The sequence below is a fragment of the Nocardia carnea genome, from assembly GCF_029869215.1.
Lineage (GTDB): Bacteria > Actinomycetota > Actinomycetes > Mycobacteriales > Mycobacteriaceae > Nocardia > Nocardia carnea_B.
In genome coordinates this window covers 26,126-42,211 of record NZ_JARWPM010000131.1, presented here as the reverse complement: position 1 = coordinate 42,211, position 16,086 = coordinate 26,126, and the positions used below count along the sequence as shown (strand labels likewise).

Below are 16,086 nucleotides of genomic sequence, written 5' to 3'. Positions count from 1 at the left end.
TGATGGTCAGCGGCGAGGGGGGCGGGGGGTGTGTCTTTCCTCCGTTCCGGGTCGGGGTTCGGGCCCCGCCCGCCACCGGCCGGCGCCGCCCCCCAAACCGGGCCCAACAACAACCCGGGGCGCGCGGGCCCCGGGGGTTCTTCAGTGCCGGGTCTGTGTTGTGCCTGCTCAGGCGACGCTGGTCAGCCGGCGGGGGCGGCGGGCCCGCGCGACCGACGACCGCACGGCGGCACCGAGCGCGACCACCGGCGGGACCCAGCGGGCCTCGTCGGGGGAGACACCCCAGTTCGCCGAACCGGCCGACAGGTGGGTGGGCGGCAGCGGGATGCCGGCACCGTCGGTGTGCACGACCGCGCCCGCGGCGCGCAGCGCCTCGACGGCCCGCTCGGCCTTCGCCATCCCGGTGACCAGGTGGATCTCCCGGCGCTCGGCGCCCGGGATCTCGATCACCGGGCCGGTCAGGTTGTTCGCCCGCAGGTACCGGCGTACCGACGCGGCCAACTCCCCGGTGACCTCGACGGCGGACAGGTCGGCATCGGTGATCAGGCACAGGCCGTTGGTCGTTTCGGCGATCGTCCAGCCACGCTGGACGTAATCCCGCGCGGCCGCGGACTTGGCGCCCGCCGAGACGGAACCCGAAAACGTCGTACGCACTGTCATCTCCATTCCCCGGTATCGATCAGCTCCGGCTTTCATGGGTCGTATCGGTGCCGGGTCCCCGTGGTGTTACGCCGTTCCAGCGAATTTTTTCGACTGTCGGGTACGTCTCACTTCTCTGCTCGTGCGTATAGCCGCGGCGGCCGCCGCGGAGCGTGGTCACGGTTGGCTTCCCCGCCGGAATCCGGGGAGGATCCCGGTATGGCCAGTGAGTCAGCGGACGAGTCCCCGAGAACCGGCCCGGCCGCAGCCGGGGCGCCTGGGCCGGCGGCTGAGCCGGCACCGGACGGCGGTCCCGACCCGGAACCGCCGGGCGAGGACATTACCGCCGAACCGGCGGCTCGGCGAATCCGGCGGAAACTGCCCTGGCGGGCCGGGGCGCGGGCGCCCTGGGGCGCGGAGGCGGTGGCGCAACGGTTGGTGGCCGCCGACGGTGCGGACGACGGCGAGCGCCGCGGCGCGGGCGGCTTCCGGCGATGGGCCGGCGAAGCCGTGGGCGGATTGCTGGACATCCAGTTCCGCCGCCCCGCGACACGGACGCTGCTGCCGTTGGTCTATCTCCTCGGGCTGGCGTTCGCGGTGGCCGCCCCGATCGTGGTGACGGTGCTGGCGTGGGGGGTTTCCGCGCTGCTGGGTGTGCTGGCGGCGGTATTCGCGATCCCGCTGGCGGTGACCATCGCGGCCGCGGTGCGCCTGTTGCTGGAGTTCCTGGTGAACGCGTCCCGGCTGGCCACGCGGGTGGAGCACATCAGCGATATGGCCGACGATCTGTTCCAGGTGCTGTCGGAGGTGGCGGAACCGATGAGCCAGCTGTCCGAGGACGTGCGGGCCGTCCAGTTCTGGCGTTTCCGCCGCGGCTCGCGGAAATGAGCCGGGCCCGGCTCGCTCGGCGGGCGGATGCGTAGCGCCGCGCCGCCGGTTCCGGTCGTCGCCGCTTACCGGATGGTGAGGTCGCGCAATCGGGGGGCCGCGGCGTCCTTCGCGGAGCGGAGGTAGGCCAGCCGCTGCCCGTCGCGACCCAGTTCCGGCCAGTCGATGGCGAGATCGGGGTCGAAGGCGTCCAGGTCGTGGTCGTATTCGGGGCTGTACTCGAGCGAGCACAGGTAGGTGAGGACGGATTCGTCGGCCAGCGCGAGGACCGCGTGGCCGAGCCCCTCGGAGAGGAAGACCGACCGCCGGTCCTCATCGTCGAGCAGCACACTGTCCCACCGGCCGAAAGTGGGGGAGGCCGGGCGCAGATCCACCACCACGTCGAGGAACGCACCGCGGACACACGTGACGTATTTCGCCTGGCCGGGCGGATCGTCGGTGTAGTGGATACCGCGCAGCACCCCGGCCGCGGAGACCGAGGTGTTGGCCTGCAGCAGATCGAACGTGCGGCCGGTGGCCTTCTCGAATTCCGCGGCCCGGAAGGTTTCGGCGAAACTACCCCGCTCGTCACCGTGGACCTTCGGCGTGAAGACCCAGGCGCCGGGGATCGCCATCTCACTGATCCGCATCTACCCACTCACCAAGTTCGTCCGTGCTCGAGCAACTCGAGCAGATACTTACCGTAGCCGGAGCGGGTGAGCGGGTCGGCGAGCAGGCACAGCTGTTCGTCGTCGATATAACCCATCCGCCAGGCGACCTCCTCCGGCACGCCGATCTTCAGACCCTGGCGTTCCTCGATGGTGCGGACGTAGTTGGCGGCGTCGAGCAGGGAGTCGAAGGTGCCGGTATCGAGCCAGGCGGTACCGCGGGCCAGGACATCGACGGCGAGCCGGCCCGCTTCCAGATAGGCCCGGTTGATATCGCTGATCTCGTATTCGCCGCGCGCCGACGGGGTGAGACCGCGGGCGATCTCCACCACGTCGTTGTCGTAGAAGTACAGCCCCGGCACCACATAGTTCGAGCGCGGCACCTTCGGCTTCTCCTCGATGGAGATGGCCTGGCCGTCGGCGAATTCGACGACACCGTAGGCGGTGGGGTCGGAGACGCGGTAGGCGAAGATGGCCCCACCGTCGATATCGGCGAACCGGCGCAGGCTGGTGCCCAGGCCGGGGCCGTGAAAGATGTTGTCGCCCAGCACCAGCGCGGCGCCCTCGGTGCCGATATGGTCCGCGCCGAGGACGAAGGCCCGGGCGATACCGTCGGGAACCGGTTGCACCACATAGGTGATGGAGATCCCGAACTGCGAGCCGTCGCCGAGCAACCGGGCGAACGATTCGGCGTCTTCGGGGGTGGTGATCACCAGGATGTCCCGGATACCGGCCAGCATGAGGGTGGACAGCGGGTAGTAGACCATCGGCTTGTCGTACACCGGGACCAGCTGTTTGCTCACCCCGCGCGTGATCGGATGCAAACGCGACCCGGTGCCGCCCGCCAGAATGATTCCGCGCATGTTCGGTCAGTGTGCCAGCAGGTGCGCCGCAGCGCGTGCCGCGGTCCCCGAACCGCGCGGTGGCTGCACGGTGTGGAGCTGCGGACCGTGCAGGCTCGGCGCCGGGCACGACCGGCGGTTTCGCCCACGGCCTCGGGCGGGGCGGTGGTCCACGGCGTTTCGTTTCGGTCACAACGGGTACCCGGACGAAATGAGGGTGTTACACGATCCGGTCCACAGCAATTTCGGAATTTTCACGCGGATTCGGTAGCAGCCCGATATCTGTGCCCGGCGGTGTGGCCGGAGTATCCGTAGTGAACCGACGCCCTCGTGATTCGACGAGTTCGAAGAAGAGGTTGAGAGGGGATAGGTTTTGTCGATGTTGGTGTCAGAATCGAGAAGTCGGAACCCGGATAAAGGTTATATCGCCCTGCTGGGCTGGAGTTTGAATGCGGTGGAAGCGGTGGACCGTTTCGACCGGCGTTACGTCGTCGTCGCACCCGAATGGGTGGCGGATTACTGTGCCGAGAACGGCATCCCCTACCTGCCCTGGAATTTCGAGCGGCTCAACGACCGGTCCATGGAGATCGCCGAGACCCTACGAGACATGGGTGTGGACGTGGCCATTCCCATCTTCGAGGAAACAGTGGAATGGGCCGGTGCCATCAACTCGGTGCTGATGGACAATCCGCGCCTTTTCGGGCAGGCGATGCTGCTGCGCGACAAAGCGCTGATGAAGCGGCGTGCGCAGCTCGGTGGAATCCGTGTCGGAATCTTCGAGGAAGCCCACGAACGCGACGATGTGATCCGCTTTCTGAAGCGGGTGAACCAGACCCTGTTGAAACTCGACGGCGACCCCAACGACCCCATTCATGTCAAAGCCTTCGACAAGGCGGGTTGTCTGGGGCATCGGGTCATTCGTACGCCCGACGAGATCGATACGATTCCGGATGACGAGTTCCCGATGTTGATGGAATCGCATCTGGACGGCTGGGAATTCGCGGTGGAAGCGTGGATTCACAACGGGAAGATCCGGTTCCTGAATATTTCGGAGTACGTCACACTCGGATATTCGGTATTCGTCCCCGCTACGCCAGAATTGGAAAAATACCGGCCGGAGATCACGCGTCAGGTCGAAAAGCTGGTGAAAACATTCGATATCGAATTCGGGTTCGTGCACCCGGAGTACTTCGTCACCAGTGACGGGGAGATGTACTTCGGTGAGGTCGCCTACCGTCCGCCCGGCTTCAAGGTTTTCGAACTGCTGGAGCGGGCGTACGGTTTCAACGCCTACCACGCCCTGGTGATGGCCTTCGATCCGAAGACCACCGAGGACGAGTTCGAGGGTTTCTTCCCGCGCCCGGTGGTGGACGCGAAGGGCCACGCAGGCTGCTTCGGGGTTTATCCGCGCAGGCGAGTGGTAAACCAGTTGTCGATACCTCCGGAGACGGAGGATCACGACTATTTCGAAACGCACGAGCTCACCGAGCCATTGACCGAGAAAGTGACCAAACGTACGGCCTTCGGAAACCATTGGGGACTGTTGTACTTCTTCGGTGACGACCCGTACACTCTGCGGGATCTGCTGAAGCGACAGGAAGAGCTGGATTTCTACATCTGATTCGTTCGGCAGTATTCGCGTATGAGCGAGGCGTGACCGCGCAGGTCCTCGTTCCTGGCGCAATGGACACTGATCACGGGGAGGATCCTCCTTTGACCCCACTCAGCGGCGACGGGGCAACTCTCGACAGACGCCTGGCCATGTTGGACGAGGCGACGGAATCGCTCGCCGTCACCAGCGATTTCGGCAAGCATCTCAAACTGTCGAGGGTTCTCGCGGCGCTGCGGCGAGTCATGGTGCTGCCCGGCGGCTGTGCGGCGATCCGGTCGCGGGCGGCGCGACTGGAGGCGGCCGGGTTGTTCTACGGCACGGATTGGGCGCAACCGCAGATCCTGATCCCGTCGCTGAGCACCGGTTCCCTGCGCAGCGCCAATGCCGACACGGTGGTCTTGGAAACGGTGAGCGATCTGCGGCTGCTGGCAGTGGCCAAGGGTGAATACGTGCATCCGAAGATCTCCGCGGAACAGGCCGACCATCACCTCTCCCAGGTGCTGGCCATGAATCTCACGCTGCTGTTCAGCCCGCCCAGCGAGGCCGAGCGTACGCAGCAGGGCCGGATGGCGCAGGTTTCGCGAGAACTGCTGCGTCATCTGGTCGAGGAGATCGGCTACGAGAAGGTGCTGGAGAACCTGGTCGACGAGATCTGGCGGATTCTGCGCCAGCGGCCGATCCAGGTGGAACCGGTGAAACGGATGATCACCCAGATCGCGGTCGCGCGGACCAATCCCGATATCGATCTGGGTGCCGCCGGGCTCGGCGCCGACCGGCTGATCAGCAGCCTGTACGGCACCACCGAGGCATGCCGGGAGGACCCCGGCGTGGAGGTGTATCGCGCGCGACTGGAAACGATGGACGACAGCGCGCTGCAGTACGAGACCGCGGGTTTCGCCCGGTCCATGCACGACACCGGCCTGGTGTCGCCGTATCACGCGGTGCTCGTGCGTTTCTTGCTGACCAAGGGCGAATACCTGCTCGGGGAGGCGCTGGGCCTGTCCAGTACCGGGCGGGAATGCCTCCTGTGCTACCACGAATTGGTGCGCCGGCTCATCGACTGCGCCGTGCACGTCGACACCGCGCAATGTATCTACGGAATAGCGTTGCTGCTCGAGCGCGGCATTCTGTATCAGCCGCCGGTCGCTCCGGCGTTGTGGCGCCAGCTGTCGCTGCGGTTGTCGCCGTACGCGCGGCAGCGGCTGACCCAGGCCTTCGGGCCGGATCCGGACCCGACAGCCCGGCTGCTCGCGGGCACGCTGTCGATGCTCGGCCAACCGCTGGGGGTCGGGCAGGGCGACAACCCGACCTGCCAGTCCGCCCGGGCACTGTCGATGTGGGCCTACAACGACCCCGACTATCTACTGCAAACCCTGGCCTGGGCGGCGCGCGACGACGAGATCATCATGCATTTCGAGGGCCGCCCGCTCTCCTCGCGCGACAGCGCGTCCGGGGTGGCCACCAAACTGCCGGTCGATCTGGACCCGGTATCGCTGCTGGTGGTGCCGCATCTGGACCGGATCTACGCGGAAATGGGCCGGCAGGTGGCCGACCGGGAAGGCGATCCGCATCGCTGGGTGAACCCGGAATTCCACGGCTGGTGGTCCGGCCGGGGGTTCCGGATCAACGTCGACGTGGCCACCGGACAGCTCACCGACCTGGACGAATTCCTGCGCCACTTCTACGCCAGCTACCACCCGTTCCACAACGGCAACCAGCCGCTGATCCACCCGCAGCCGGCCGGGGTCGCGGTCACCGACAGTGCCGCCCGTTTCGTGGGCTGGCATGCGATCACGATCCTGCGGGTCGCACTGGATCCGCAGGAACGGATGCGGGTCTACTTCTACAACCCGAACAACGACAGCGGCCAGGACTGGGGCGACGGGGTCGTGGTCGGGACGGCCGGGCACGGCGAACGCTTCGGCGAGGCCTCCCTGCCGTTCGAACAATTCGCTTCCCGGCTCTACATCTTCCACTTCGACCCGCTGGAGGCCGGCGAACCGGCCTCGGTCGACCGCGCGGAACTGGATCAGGTGGTGGGCTACGTGCACCGCAGCTGGGGAGCGGACCGCCTCCCCGCGGCGTGATCGGTCAGTCCCGGTAGCGCTCGGTCAGTTTCGTGAATTCGTCCAGCTCGCGCAGTGTGTCTGCTTCCGGTTGGGTTTCCAGCCGAAGCGTTACTCGTTCCACTCCCGCTTCGGCGTAGGCGTCGAGTACCGCCGGGTCGGCGGGGGCGGGGGTGACGGTGACCGGCAGTTCGCTACGGGTGAACTCCGCCAGCTGAGCCGGCACCGCGGCCGGGTCCGACACCCCGTTGGGTATCCACCCGACGCCGTGCCGGAGCGCGCGTTGCGCCGCTGCTTCGCCGCCCCCGATGAAAATCGGCGGATGCGGCTGCCGGTGGGGTTTCGGCCAAGCGTACATAGGGTCGAAATCCACGAATTTCCCATGGTATTCGGCGAGGTCGTCGGTCCAGATGCGGATAATCGCCTCGAGCTGTTCGTCCAGCAGGGCCCCGCGGGTCCGCGGGTCGGTACCGTGGTCGGCCATCTCCTCACGGTTCCACCCGACGGCCACCCCGAAGACCGCCCGGCCGCCGGAGATGTGGTCGAGGGTGGCGACCTCCTTTGCGGTGTGTATGACATCGCGCTGAATCAGCAGCGTAACGCCGGTACCGAGCAACAGCCGATCGGTGACCGCCGCGATCGACCCGAGCGCTACGAAGGGATCCAAGGTGCGGAAATATACCCGGGGGAGGTCACCGCCCGCGGGATACGGGGTACGCCGGCTCGCGGGGATATGCGAATGTTCCGCCAGGAACAGCGATTCGAACCCACGCTCCTCCAGGGCGGGTCCGAGCACGGTACCGCTGATTCCCTCGTCGGTCAGGAAGGTGTTGACACCGATTTTCATAGCGGTGCAAACCCGGCTCCCCTCGCGATTATTTCGCTCTGCGGCACGAACCGCCGTCCTGCCCCGCTCCGCAGCCAGGACGTACAGTGAACCGGTGCGACTTCTCGTGACCGGCGGAGCCGGGTTCATCGGAGCCAACTTCGTCCACCAGACCGTCACCGAGCGCCCGGAGGTGACGGTCACCGTGCTGGACGCCCTCACCTACGCCGGTAACCGTGCCTCACTCGACCCGGTCGCCGACCGTATCGATTTCGTGCACGGCGATATCGCCGATCTGGATCTGGTGGACGAGCTGGTCAGCGGGGTGGACGCGGTCGTCCATTTCGCCGCCGAATCGCATAACGACAATTCACTGACCGAACCGTGGCCGTTCGTGCAGACCAACGTGGTCGGGACCTACGCGCTGTTGCAGGCGGTCCGGCGGCACAATGTGCGCTACCACCACGTGTCCACCGACGAGGTGTACGGCGACCTCGCCGCCGACAGCCCGGCGTTCACCGAACGCACCCCGTACAACCCGTCGAGTCCCTATTCGGCCACCAAGGCCGCCGGCGATATGCTGGTCCGCGCCTGGGTCCGGTCGTTCGGTATCAAGGCCACGCTGTCGAACTGCTCGAACAATTACGGCCCGTACCAGCATGTCGAGAAGTTCATCCCGCGCCAGATCACCAACCTGATCGACGGGGTGCGCCCGCGGCTGTACGGCGGTGGCCACCAGATCCGCGACTGGATCCACGTGGACGACCACAACCGTGCGGTATGGGCGGTCCTGCAGCACGGCCGGATCGGCCAGACGTATCTGATCGGGGCCGACGGCGAACTCGACAACCGCACCGTGGTCGAACTACTGCTCGCCGAATTCGGCCGCGCACCCGACGATTTCGATTTCGTCACCGATCGGGCCGGCCACGACCAGCGCTACGCGATCGACGCGACCCTGCTGCGCGAAGAACTCGGCTGGACCCCCCGCTACGCGGACTTCCGCGCCGGCCTCGCCGCGACCGTTGCCTGGTACCGGGACAACGAGTCCTGGTGGCGCCCCGCCAAAGCCGCCACCGAACGCGCCTACACCGAAGCCGGCGAACAGACGATCACCCCCTGATCCGCCCCTGCCCAGTCCACCCTCGGGACCCTTTCCCCGGATATCCATGGGTGGGGCCCGCCCCTGGTCTGGAGCGACGGAGCGGGGGAGCGAAGCGGAGGAGCGGAGGAGTGAAGACCAGGGGTTAATAGGGCCCCACCCTCGAGCCGCGGAGCGGCTCCAAAAACACAGCCCGCCCCCTTCGCGGATTGTCCTACCCCGATCGCGGAATCGACCCAGCGGTCCACCCCGATCCCAGGACCACCGCACCCCGGGCCTCGTCGCCGGAGCCTATGCCCAGATGTAAATGTGGTACTTCGCCACCGTGCTGACCAGCGCAATCGTCGTGGCGACCACAATCGTCACCGCGGCCCCCCGGCCGGGTTCACGATCGCCCGGACCGCGCAACCGGAACGGCATCCACCGCAGCAGTACCGCGAACGCCACGATGGCCAGCGGAATGAAGTACCGGCCCTGGACGCCGTCGATGATGTAGTAGCCGACCGGTGTGAACGACATGTAGAGCGTCACGTAGATCATCGCGACACTGGCCGCCACGGTCAGCGCGACCACCAGGGTCCGCCGGAAATCCGGGCGGGTGAGCCGTTCGGCGGTTCCCACGCTCACCGCGAAGGCGAGCAGGCAGGTCACGATGGCGGTCGCCGGGACGTTCACGTAGGAGAAGCCGAGCTCCCCGAAGAATTCGGTGAACCATTCGTGGTCGCGGCGCAGGATGCTTTCCCAGAAGGTCCGCAGGAAGCCGAACGGATCGGTGAGGATCCCGGTCAGCTGTTCGCCGGTATCGACCGTGTACCACTGGTGCCGCGGGCGCATCAGGCTGGTGCCCTCACCGGTCGGGGCGGCGATTTTCATCCACACCGCGAAGCCCACGGCGCCGAGCGCGGCGCAGATCCAGGTGATCCAGCGGCGCCATCCGGCCAGGCCCATCCGCTCGGCCGGGATCAGCACCACCAGCATCGCGAGCAGAACATAGGTCGGTTTGCACAGTGGCAGCAGGATCGCGCAGGCCAGCACCGCGACTGTTTCGATGCGCCCCAGCCGGTCACCGAGGAACAGCCCCTTCACCAGCAGCGCGGAGACCAGCAGCGCGAGCGCGTTGGTGAGCGTATCGGCGGTGATGGTGCCGGCCTGGAACACCGCGATCGGCAGCACCGCCACGGTGAACGCCAGCCATTGGATGCGGTGTGCCCGCAGTGTCCACAGCGCGAAACCCACCACCAGCAGGTAGGCGGCCAGACCCGAGAGCCTGGTCAGCCGGACCATGGTGCCGGCGTCGGCATCCACCAGTTCGGCGAGCCGGATACCGATGGCGTTCGGGATATAGGGCACCGCCGAATAGGCCGCGGTATTGGTGAACCACACCGTTTTCCGCTCGTCGGTGATCGGTGCGTCGCTCAGCCGCTGATAGGTTTCCGGCTCGGCGACCATGGGATACGGTTCGCCCGGATTGTGCGTGTAGTCGTCGAGCGCGAAGCCCATCAGCGCTTCGACCGCCGCCGGTACCTCGCCGCCGTAGGCGACACCGCGACCGTCCTCGATCTCGGTGGGGGTCAGGCCGCCTTGGGATACCTGGTAGGCGCGGCCGAACTGGGTCAGCTCGTCGTGTCCCCAGAACGGCGGGCTCATCACCGCGAACACCAGGCCGAAGATCCCGGCCAGCAGGACGAAGGCCACCGTGGCGGGGCCCGCCCGGTGCACGACGGCCCGGCCGGCCCGCGCCGGTCCGGCCAGGGCGGTACGGCCCGCGGCCCGCTCGGTGCCGGCGGGGCGGGTCTCGGTATCGGCGGTCAACGGATGTCCCCGGCCACGGGATCCGGCTGGGGTTCACCGGACGCGAGGGCCGGGCGGGGGGCGGCCGGGGCCGCGTAGCGCAGGTAGATCAACCGCGCGGCCTCGTGCCGGGAACGGCGGATACCGTCCAGGATCAGGCCCGCGGTCCAGGCCAGGAAACCGACCAGCAGCAGCGTGCACGCGAGGAACAGGGTGGGGAAGCGCGGCACGGTATGGGATTCGTAGTATTCCGCGATGATCGGGATGGTCAGCACCACCGACAGGAGCCAGCTGAGGGTACCGAACAGGCCGTAGAACGCGACCGGCCGTTCGTGCCGGGCCAGGCCGAAGATGAGCGCCAGGATTTTGAATCCGTCGTGATAGGTGCGCAGTTTGCTCTCACTGCCCGCGGGGCGGTCGCGGAAGCCGACCGGTACCGCGGTCTGCGGCACCCGCAAATGCAGCGAATGCACCGTGAGTTCGGTTTCGATCTCGAATTCCCGGGATACGGCGGGAAAACTCTTGACGAAGCGGCGGGAGAACACCCGGAAACCGCTCAGCATATCTTCGACGTTCTCGCCGAAAACCTTGCCGACCACGCCGTTGAGCACCTTGTTACCGGTTTCGTGCCCGGCCCGGTAGGCCGACCCGCCCACATCCTGTTTCCGGACGCCGAGGACATGGTCGAACGGGCCCGAGAGCAAGGTTTCGATCATCGCCGGCGCCGCGGACGCCTCGTAGGTGTCGTCGCCGTCGATCATGAGGTACACATCGGCCTCGATATCGGCGAAGGCACGGCGGACGACATTGCCCTTGCCCTTGGCCAGTTCCGTGCGCACGATGGCGCCGGCGGCGCGGGCCTTCTCGGCGGTGGCATCGGTACTGAGATTGTCGTACACGTACACGACAATTCCGGGAACCGCGGCCTTGAGGTCGGTGACGACCTTGGCGACCGATGCTTCTTCGTTGTGGCACGGGACCACGGCGGCAATAAGGAGATCGGTGGAGTCCACCTGGTCAAATCCTCGAAATCGACGGATATGGGAACACCGGGAGAGTACCGGGTGCCTGCCGGGAACGATGGCTCAGGTCACTGCGGTACCGTCGGCGCGTGTCATCTGGTGAGTCGTCGGCCGTGGTCGACACCGGCGCGCCGGCCTCCCGTTCACTGACCGAACGGGTGCGGGCGGGGCTGCGGCAGAGTGCGGCGTTCCTGGTCGTCGGTGTGATCGGCTTCGTGGTCGATGCGGGAACCTACAACCTGCTGGTCTTCGATCTCGGTTTCGGCGACGAGATCGGGGCGATGCACGGCGCGCCGCTGCCTGCCAAGATCATCGCTATCGCGGTCGCCACCGTGGTGACCTATTTCGGCAACAAGTGGTGGACCTTCTCGCACAAGCAGACCGGCAGCCCCGTCCGCGAATATGTGCGGTACGCGGTGATCAATGTGATCGCGATCGGTCTGCAGCTGGGTTGCCTGGGCTTTTCGCGCTATGTGCTGGAGCTGTCCAGTCCGCTTGCCGACAATATTTCCGGAACGCTGATAGGTCAGATCGTCGCGGTGGTCTTCCGGTATTGGGCCTATGACAAGTTCGTGTTTACGGGAGAACGCGATCAGGGAACGACCAGACAGGCGACCGGCGTGGGGGATTGATATCCTCGGGCGCGCCGCGAACCGTACTCAGGGACATGTCGGTCCCGTCGGCACGATCTAGGATTTCGAGGACTTCATGGACCAGTCGGCTATGCAGGCCGTTACCGAGACGAACGAACACTCTGCGGTCGCACCCGAATCGCTGCGCGCCGAACACCACCGGGCACCGGACCGCCTGGTACTCGCGCGGGGCATCTTCACCGGACCGTCGCCGCGGATCAGTGACGAGCTGTACGTGGTGGTCCGCGGTCGCGCCACCCGCGACCGGTTGAGCCTGCACCTGGAAAAGGGTGCCACCGCGCATACCAACACCTACTTCGGCCGTTTCGCCGCCAGCTACTGGCAGCGCTGGACCGTGGTGACCGAGGTGCGGGCGACCATGACGCTGCACGTCGGCAAACAGGCCAGGGTGCGGATAGTGGCCTCCGATATCGCCGGGCACCGTCGTATCGTCGGCAGCGCCGATGTCACCGCGAGCGGTCCGGTGACGCTGACGGCGCCGCTGGACCAGTACGTCGACGGCGGCGCCCTGTGGCTGGAGTTCGACGCGGTCGGCGGCGAGCTGGCCGTGTCCGATCTCACCTGGACCGCCACCGCGCCCGATACCGTGCGCCCGGTCGCCATCGCCATCTGCACCTTCAACCGGGCCCGGGACTGCGCGGAAACCGTCGCGGCGCTGGCCTCCGATCCGACCGTACTCGGCGCACTCGACGCGGTATACGTGGTGGATCAGGGCACCGACCTGGTCGAGAACCAGCCGCGCTACCAGGAAACCCGGCCGGCGCTGGGCGAGAAACTGCGCTATATCCGCCAGCCCAACCTGGGCGGTGCCGGCGGTTTCACCCGCGGCCTCTATGAGGTGTCGGCGGCCAACGAGCACGCCGACGTCATCCTCATGGACGACGATATCCTCTGCGAACCCGAGACCGTGCTGCGGTTGCAGGCCTTCGCCAACCTCACCGTGGAACCGACCCTGGTCGGCGCGCAGATGCTCTTCCTGCTCAACCCCGACTATCTGAACGTCGGGGCCGAGGAGGTGCATCTGGACAAGCTGATGCACGGCCAGAAGGTGCCCAAGGCGCTGCGCAACACCAGCATGCTGAAGAAGAACCAGGAGCGCCGGGTCGACGCCGGTTACAACGCCTGGTGGACCTGCCTCATCCCCGCCGAAGTGGTGCAGAAGATCGGGCTGCCGTTGCCGATCTTCTTCCAGTGGGACGACGTGGAGTACGGGGTGCGCGCCCGCGAACACGGGTTCGTCACCGTCACGCTGCCGAACGCGGCGGTCTGGCACGCCGACTTCTACTGGAAGGATTTCGACGACTGGGCCCGCTACTTCAGCACCCGTAACTCGCTGATCGTCGGCGCCATGCACACCGACCTGGACGCCGACGCCATCTCCAAACAGCTGTTCCGCAATATCGCGGAGTACCTGGTGGGGATGCAGTACGGGCTCGCGCACACCACCCTGCAGGGGATCGAGGACTTCCTGGAAGGTCCTAAGATCCTGCGCGACGGCGGCACCGAGGTGCTGCGCCGGGCCCGCACCAGCCGCGCCGACTACCCGGAAACCGTGAAACATCCGGCCGCCACCCCACCGGTGAACTCCGCCGATATCCGGGTACGCCGGGCCGGTGGGGAACCCAGCCGGCTACTGGCGGTGCTGGTCAAGCGGGCGATTCAGCAGTGGACCGGCCGGGTGCAGTACGGGCTGGTCGGTGTGACCCGCGAGGACGCGCACTGGTGGCATGTCTCGCTGTTCGACCATGTGGTCGTCACCGACGCCTCGCAGTCGGGTGTGCGGGTGCGCAAGCGGGACAAGGCGCGGGCGCGCGCCTTGCTGCTGCGCACGCTGCGGGTGCTACGCCGGTTGCGTAAGGAACTGCCGACCTTGCAGGAGCGCTACCGCAGCGCCCACGCCGAGCTCACCAGCCGCGAGAACTGGGAGCGGCTGTACGGGATCGACGGCACCAAGCGCTGACGCCGCGGACCGGTCGCCCCCGGCGACGGTTCCCGCTCGGACGAATCCGGTCCGGCGGCTGCGCACCACAGCCGCCGGACGGGCCGCCGCTTCCGGGCCGGGCGACCGGAAACACCTCGGTGCCGATGCCGGCGGCGGCGAGATGGTCTCGATTACTCCCCGGATCCGCGGTCCGATGTTGCCGGCGCGCCGCGTGCAGGCTTGCGCCACCGGCTCGGCATCCGGGCCGGGCCCAAGCTCAGAGGAAGAGGTCGGTGGTGAGCGGCCCGTCACCGGGAGTGACCCGGTATTTGTCCAGGTCGGTGATGCCGTGGGCGGCGAGCACATCGTCGTCGATGAAGAAATTGCCGGTGGTCTCGGCGGCCGGTGCGGTGAGCACCAGGTAGGCGGCGTCGGCGTAGATATCCGGGGTGCGCGAGGTGCTCACCATCTCCTCGCCGCCGAGCAGGTTGCGCACCGCGGCGGTGGCGATGGTGGTGCGCGGCCACAGCGAATTCACGCCGATACCGTCGGCTTTCAGTTCCTCCGCCAAACCCAGTGTGGTCAGCGACATTCCGTACTTGGCGATGGTGTAGCCGAGCGAGGAGCCGGCCCATTTCGGGTCGAGGTTGAGTGGCGGCGACAGCGTGAGGATATGCGGATTACGCCCGGCCGCAGCGGATTTGCGCAGCTCCGGGATGCAGAGCTTGGAGAGCAGGAAACTGCCGCGGCAGTTGATGTCCTGCATCAGGTCGTATTTCTTCATCGCCAGCGCGTCGGTGGGCGAGAGGTCGATGGCGGACGCGTTGTTCACCACGATATCGATTCCGCCGAAGCGTTCGGTGGTCTGCCGGACCGCTTCGGCCACCGATTCGTCGACCCGGATATCGCCCACGAACGGCAGTACCGTCCCGCCCGCGGCCTCGATTTCCGCCGCCGCGGTGTGGATGGTGCCGGGCAGTTTGGGATGCGGCTGATCGGTCTTGGCGATCAAGGTGACGTTCGCGCCGTCGGCGCCGGCCCGCTTGGCGATCTCCAGGCCGATACCCCGGCTGCCGCCGGACATGATCATCGTCCGCCCGCTCAGCGGTTTGTCTCCCGTTGCCGTCATGGCGTGCCCTTCTGTCGTCGCGGCCGCCGCCGCGCGGTGACCACGCAGACGACGCATGCGTTCCGAGCGTAGGCAAGGGGCTGTGCCTTGCCCAGAGGGCGCGCGATCACCGCAGGTAGTACGGCCGGTTCGAGTAGCCGGGCGCACGGGTCGGGTCCGCACCCGTTCCCATGCCGGGCCCGGCGGACGGCCGTGCCGATCCACCGGGCGACAGCTCACATCGAGGCGATCATCACCAGATTCAGCAGGATGATCAACGCGGCGAGGGCCCACGAGATGTAGACGAACAGGATGCCGGGCGTCTTCTGCGGAACCGGCCCGATGGCGCCGTTCATGAAGATGATCGCGGGTGTCCGGTAGTAGTAACGGACACCCTGCCCCGGCTGCACCGACACGCTGGTTTCGGCCGGCATATCGAACAGGATCCACGGTGTCGTCACCCGGACGTGATACATACCCGCCCCGACCGGGATATGGTTCGGTCCCCATCGGGTGTTCGGTACCTGCTGCCCGTTCACCTGGATCTTCGGCTTGGTGAGCGCGAAGAGGAAGGCCAGCGGGAAATACGAGCAGTCCACCGTGAGCCCGGGCGGATCGTTCGGTGCCGGCTGTCCGGGATGCTGACCGTACGGCCCCGGCTGACCGCCCGGCCCGAACTGCGCCGGTGGCTGCCCGACCGGCTGCGGGTACGGTCCGCTCTGGAACTGCGGTTGCCCCATCGGCTGGGCGGGCGGGCCGCCCGGGAACTGCGGTTGTGCGGGCGACTGCCCGAAACCGCCCTGCGGCGGTGCGCCCCACTGCTGCTGTGGTCCCCCTGGTTGCGGTGGCTGCCCACCCGGTGGCGGAACCGGCGGCGCGAACTGTGGTTGCGGCGCCGGGTACTGGCCGGGTGCGGGCATGCCCTGTGGCGGCTGGCCGCCGGGGTAACTCATCGATCTCCTCCCGAAT

The 16,086-nt window shown here is 67.0% G+C and carries 14 protein-coding genes; 6 read left to right on the top strand and 8 right to left on the bottom strand.

Going from position 1 to position 16,086, the window contains the following annotated elements:
• Positions 1–168: 168 nt before the first annotated feature.
• The gene (locus tag QH276_RS08475) at positions 169–660 is read right to left on the bottom strand and encodes a hypothetical protein (protein ID WP_432278701.1); all 492 of its coding nucleotides are present in this window, start codon (positions 658–660) and stop codon (positions 169–171) included.
• A 198-nt stretch (positions 661–858) separates the two neighbouring features.
• On the opposite strand from QH276_RS08475, the gene QH276_RS08470 reads away from it, so the two are divergent.
• Positions 859–1,527 (top strand): DUF4282 domain-containing protein, encoded by a 669-nt coding sequence (locus QH276_RS08470; RefSeq protein WP_280401023.1) that lies wholly within the window; start codon positions 859–861, stop codon positions 1,525–1,527.
• Positions 1,528–1,592: 65 nt separating this feature from the next.
• Here QH276_RS08470 and QH276_RS08465 read toward each other — a convergent pair whose 3' ends face one another.
• Both QH276_RS08465 and rfbA read right to left on the bottom strand, forming a co-directional pair.
• The gene (locus QH276_RS08465) at positions 1,593–2,156 is read right to left on the bottom strand and encodes a dTDP-4-dehydrorhamnose 3,5-epimerase family protein (RefSeq protein ID WP_280401022.1); all 564 of its coding nucleotides are present in this window, start codon (positions 2,154–2,156) and stop codon (positions 1,593–1,595) included.
• Positions 2,157–2,164: 8 nt separating this feature from the next.
• Positions 2,165–3,037, bottom strand: coding sequence for a glucose-1-phosphate thymidylyltransferase RfbA (gene rfbA, locus QH276_RS08460; RefSeq protein WP_280401021.1), 873 nt, complete (start codon positions 3,035–3,037; stop codon positions 2,165–2,167).
• A 358-nt stretch (positions 3,038–3,395) separates the two neighbouring features.
• On the opposite strand from rfbA, the gene QH276_RS08455 reads away from it, so the two are divergent.
• Together QH276_RS08455 and QH276_RS08450 are read left to right on the top strand one after the other, a co-directional pair.
• Complete coding sequence (locus QH276_RS08455) at positions 3,396–4,637, top strand: ATP-grasp domain-containing protein (RefSeq protein WP_280401020.1); 1,242 nt, start codon at positions 3,396–3,398, stop codon at positions 4,635–4,637.
• Positions 4,638–4,699: 62 nt separating this feature from the next.
• The gene (locus QH276_RS08450) at positions 4,700–6,715 is read left to right on the top strand and encodes a hypothetical protein (protein ID WP_432278700.1); all 2,016 of its coding nucleotides are present in this window, start codon (positions 4,700–4,702) and stop codon (positions 6,713–6,715) included.
• A gap of 4 nt (positions 6,716–6,719) precedes the next feature.
• Here the strand turns inward: QH276_RS08450 and QH276_RS08445 are convergent, their stop codons facing one another.
• Positions 6,720–7,541 (bottom strand): LLM class F420-dependent oxidoreductase, encoded by an 822-nt coding sequence (locus QH276_RS08445; RefSeq protein WP_280401019.1) that lies wholly within the window; start codon positions 7,539–7,541, stop codon positions 6,720–6,722.
• Between the two features lie 94 nt (positions 7,542–7,635).
• Here QH276_RS08445 and rfbB point away from each other — a divergent pair, with 94 nt between their 5' ends.
• Complete coding sequence (rfbB, locus tag QH276_RS08440; protein ID WP_280401018.1) at positions 7,636–8,643, top strand: dTDP-glucose 4,6-dehydratase; 1,008 nt, start codon at positions 7,636–7,638, stop codon at positions 8,641–8,643.
• A gap of 270 nt (positions 8,644–8,913) precedes the next feature.
• Here the strand turns inward: rfbB and QH276_RS08435 are convergent, their stop codons facing one another.
• On the bottom strand, positions 8,914–10,434 hold the full coding sequence (locus QH276_RS08435) for a DUF2142 domain-containing protein (protein ID WP_280401017.1): 1,521 nt from the start codon (positions 10,432–10,434) through the stop codon (positions 8,914–8,916).
• Positions 10,431–11,426, bottom strand: a complete 996-nt coding sequence (locus QH276_RS08430; RefSeq protein WP_280401016.1) for a glycosyltransferase — start codon at positions 11,424–11,426, stop codon at positions 10,431–10,433. Before QH276_RS08430 ends, QH276_RS08435 begins: the two co-directional genes overlap by 4 nt.
• Before the next feature lie 122 nt (positions 11,427–11,548).
• Between QH276_RS08430 and QH276_RS08425 the strand changes: the two genes are divergently transcribed.
• Positions 11,549–12,067, top strand: a complete 519-nt coding sequence (locus tag QH276_RS08425) for a GtrA family protein (protein WP_280401015.1) — start codon at positions 11,549–11,551, stop codon at positions 12,065–12,067.
• Between the two features lie 76 nt (positions 12,068–12,143).
• Entirely contained in the window at positions 12,144–14,048 is a 1,905-nt protein-coding gene (locus tag QH276_RS08420; RefSeq protein WP_280401014.1) for a glycosyltransferase, read from the top strand.
• A gap of 238 nt (positions 14,049–14,286) precedes the next feature.
• Here the strand turns inward: QH276_RS08420 and QH276_RS08415 are convergent, their stop codons facing one another.
• The gene (locus QH276_RS08415) at positions 14,287–15,138 is read right to left on the bottom strand and encodes an SDR family oxidoreductase (RefSeq protein WP_280401029.1); all 852 of its coding nucleotides are present in this window, start codon (positions 15,136–15,138) and stop codon (positions 14,287–14,289) included.
• Positions 15,139–15,353: 215 nt separating this feature from the next.
• Positions 15,354–16,070: a hypothetical protein gene (locus QH276_RS08410; protein ID WP_280401013.1), complete on the bottom strand. Its 717-nt coding sequence runs from the start codon at positions 16,068–16,070 to the stop codon at positions 15,354–15,356.
• Positions 16,071–16,086: the final 16 nt, after the last annotated feature.

Coding starts and splice junctions, on each gene's coding strand:
- QH276_RS08465 (WP_280401022.1), bottom strand. CDS start 2,156: ATGCGGATCAGTGAGATGGCGATCCCCGGCGCCTGGGTCTTCACGCCG.
- QH276_RS08420 (WP_280401014.1), top strand. CDS start 12,144: ATGGACCAGTCGGCTATGCAGGCCGTTACCGAGACGAACGAACACTCT.
- rfbA (WP_280401021.1), bottom strand. CDS start 3,037: ATGCGCGGAATCATTCTGGCGGGCGGCACCGGGTCGCGTTTGCATCCG.
- QH276_RS08475 (WP_432278701.1), bottom strand. CDS start 660: ATGACAGTGCGTACGACGTTTTCGGGTTCCGTCTCGGCGGGCGCCAAG.
- QH276_RS08415 (WP_280401029.1), bottom strand. CDS start 15,138: ATGACGGCAACGGGAGACAAACCGCTGAGCGGGCGGACGATGATCATG.
- QH276_RS08470 (WP_280401023.1), top strand. CDS start 859: ATGGCCAGTGAGTCAGCGGACGAGTCCCCGAGAACCGGCCCGGCCGCA.
- QH276_RS08410 (WP_280401013.1), bottom strand. CDS start 16,070: ATGAGTTACCCCGGCGGCCAGCCGCCACAGGGCATGCCCGCACCCGGC.
- QH276_RS08455 (WP_280401020.1), top strand. CDS start 3,396: ATGTTGGTGTCAGAATCGAGAAGTCGGAACCCGGATAAAGGTTATATC.
- QH276_RS08445 (WP_280401019.1), bottom strand. CDS start 7,541: ATGAAAATCGGTGTCAACACCTTCCTGACCGACGAGGGAATCAGCGGT.
- QH276_RS08450 (WP_432278700.1), top strand. CDS start 4,700: ATGGACACTGATCACGGGGAGGATCCTCCTTTGACCCCACTCAGCGGC.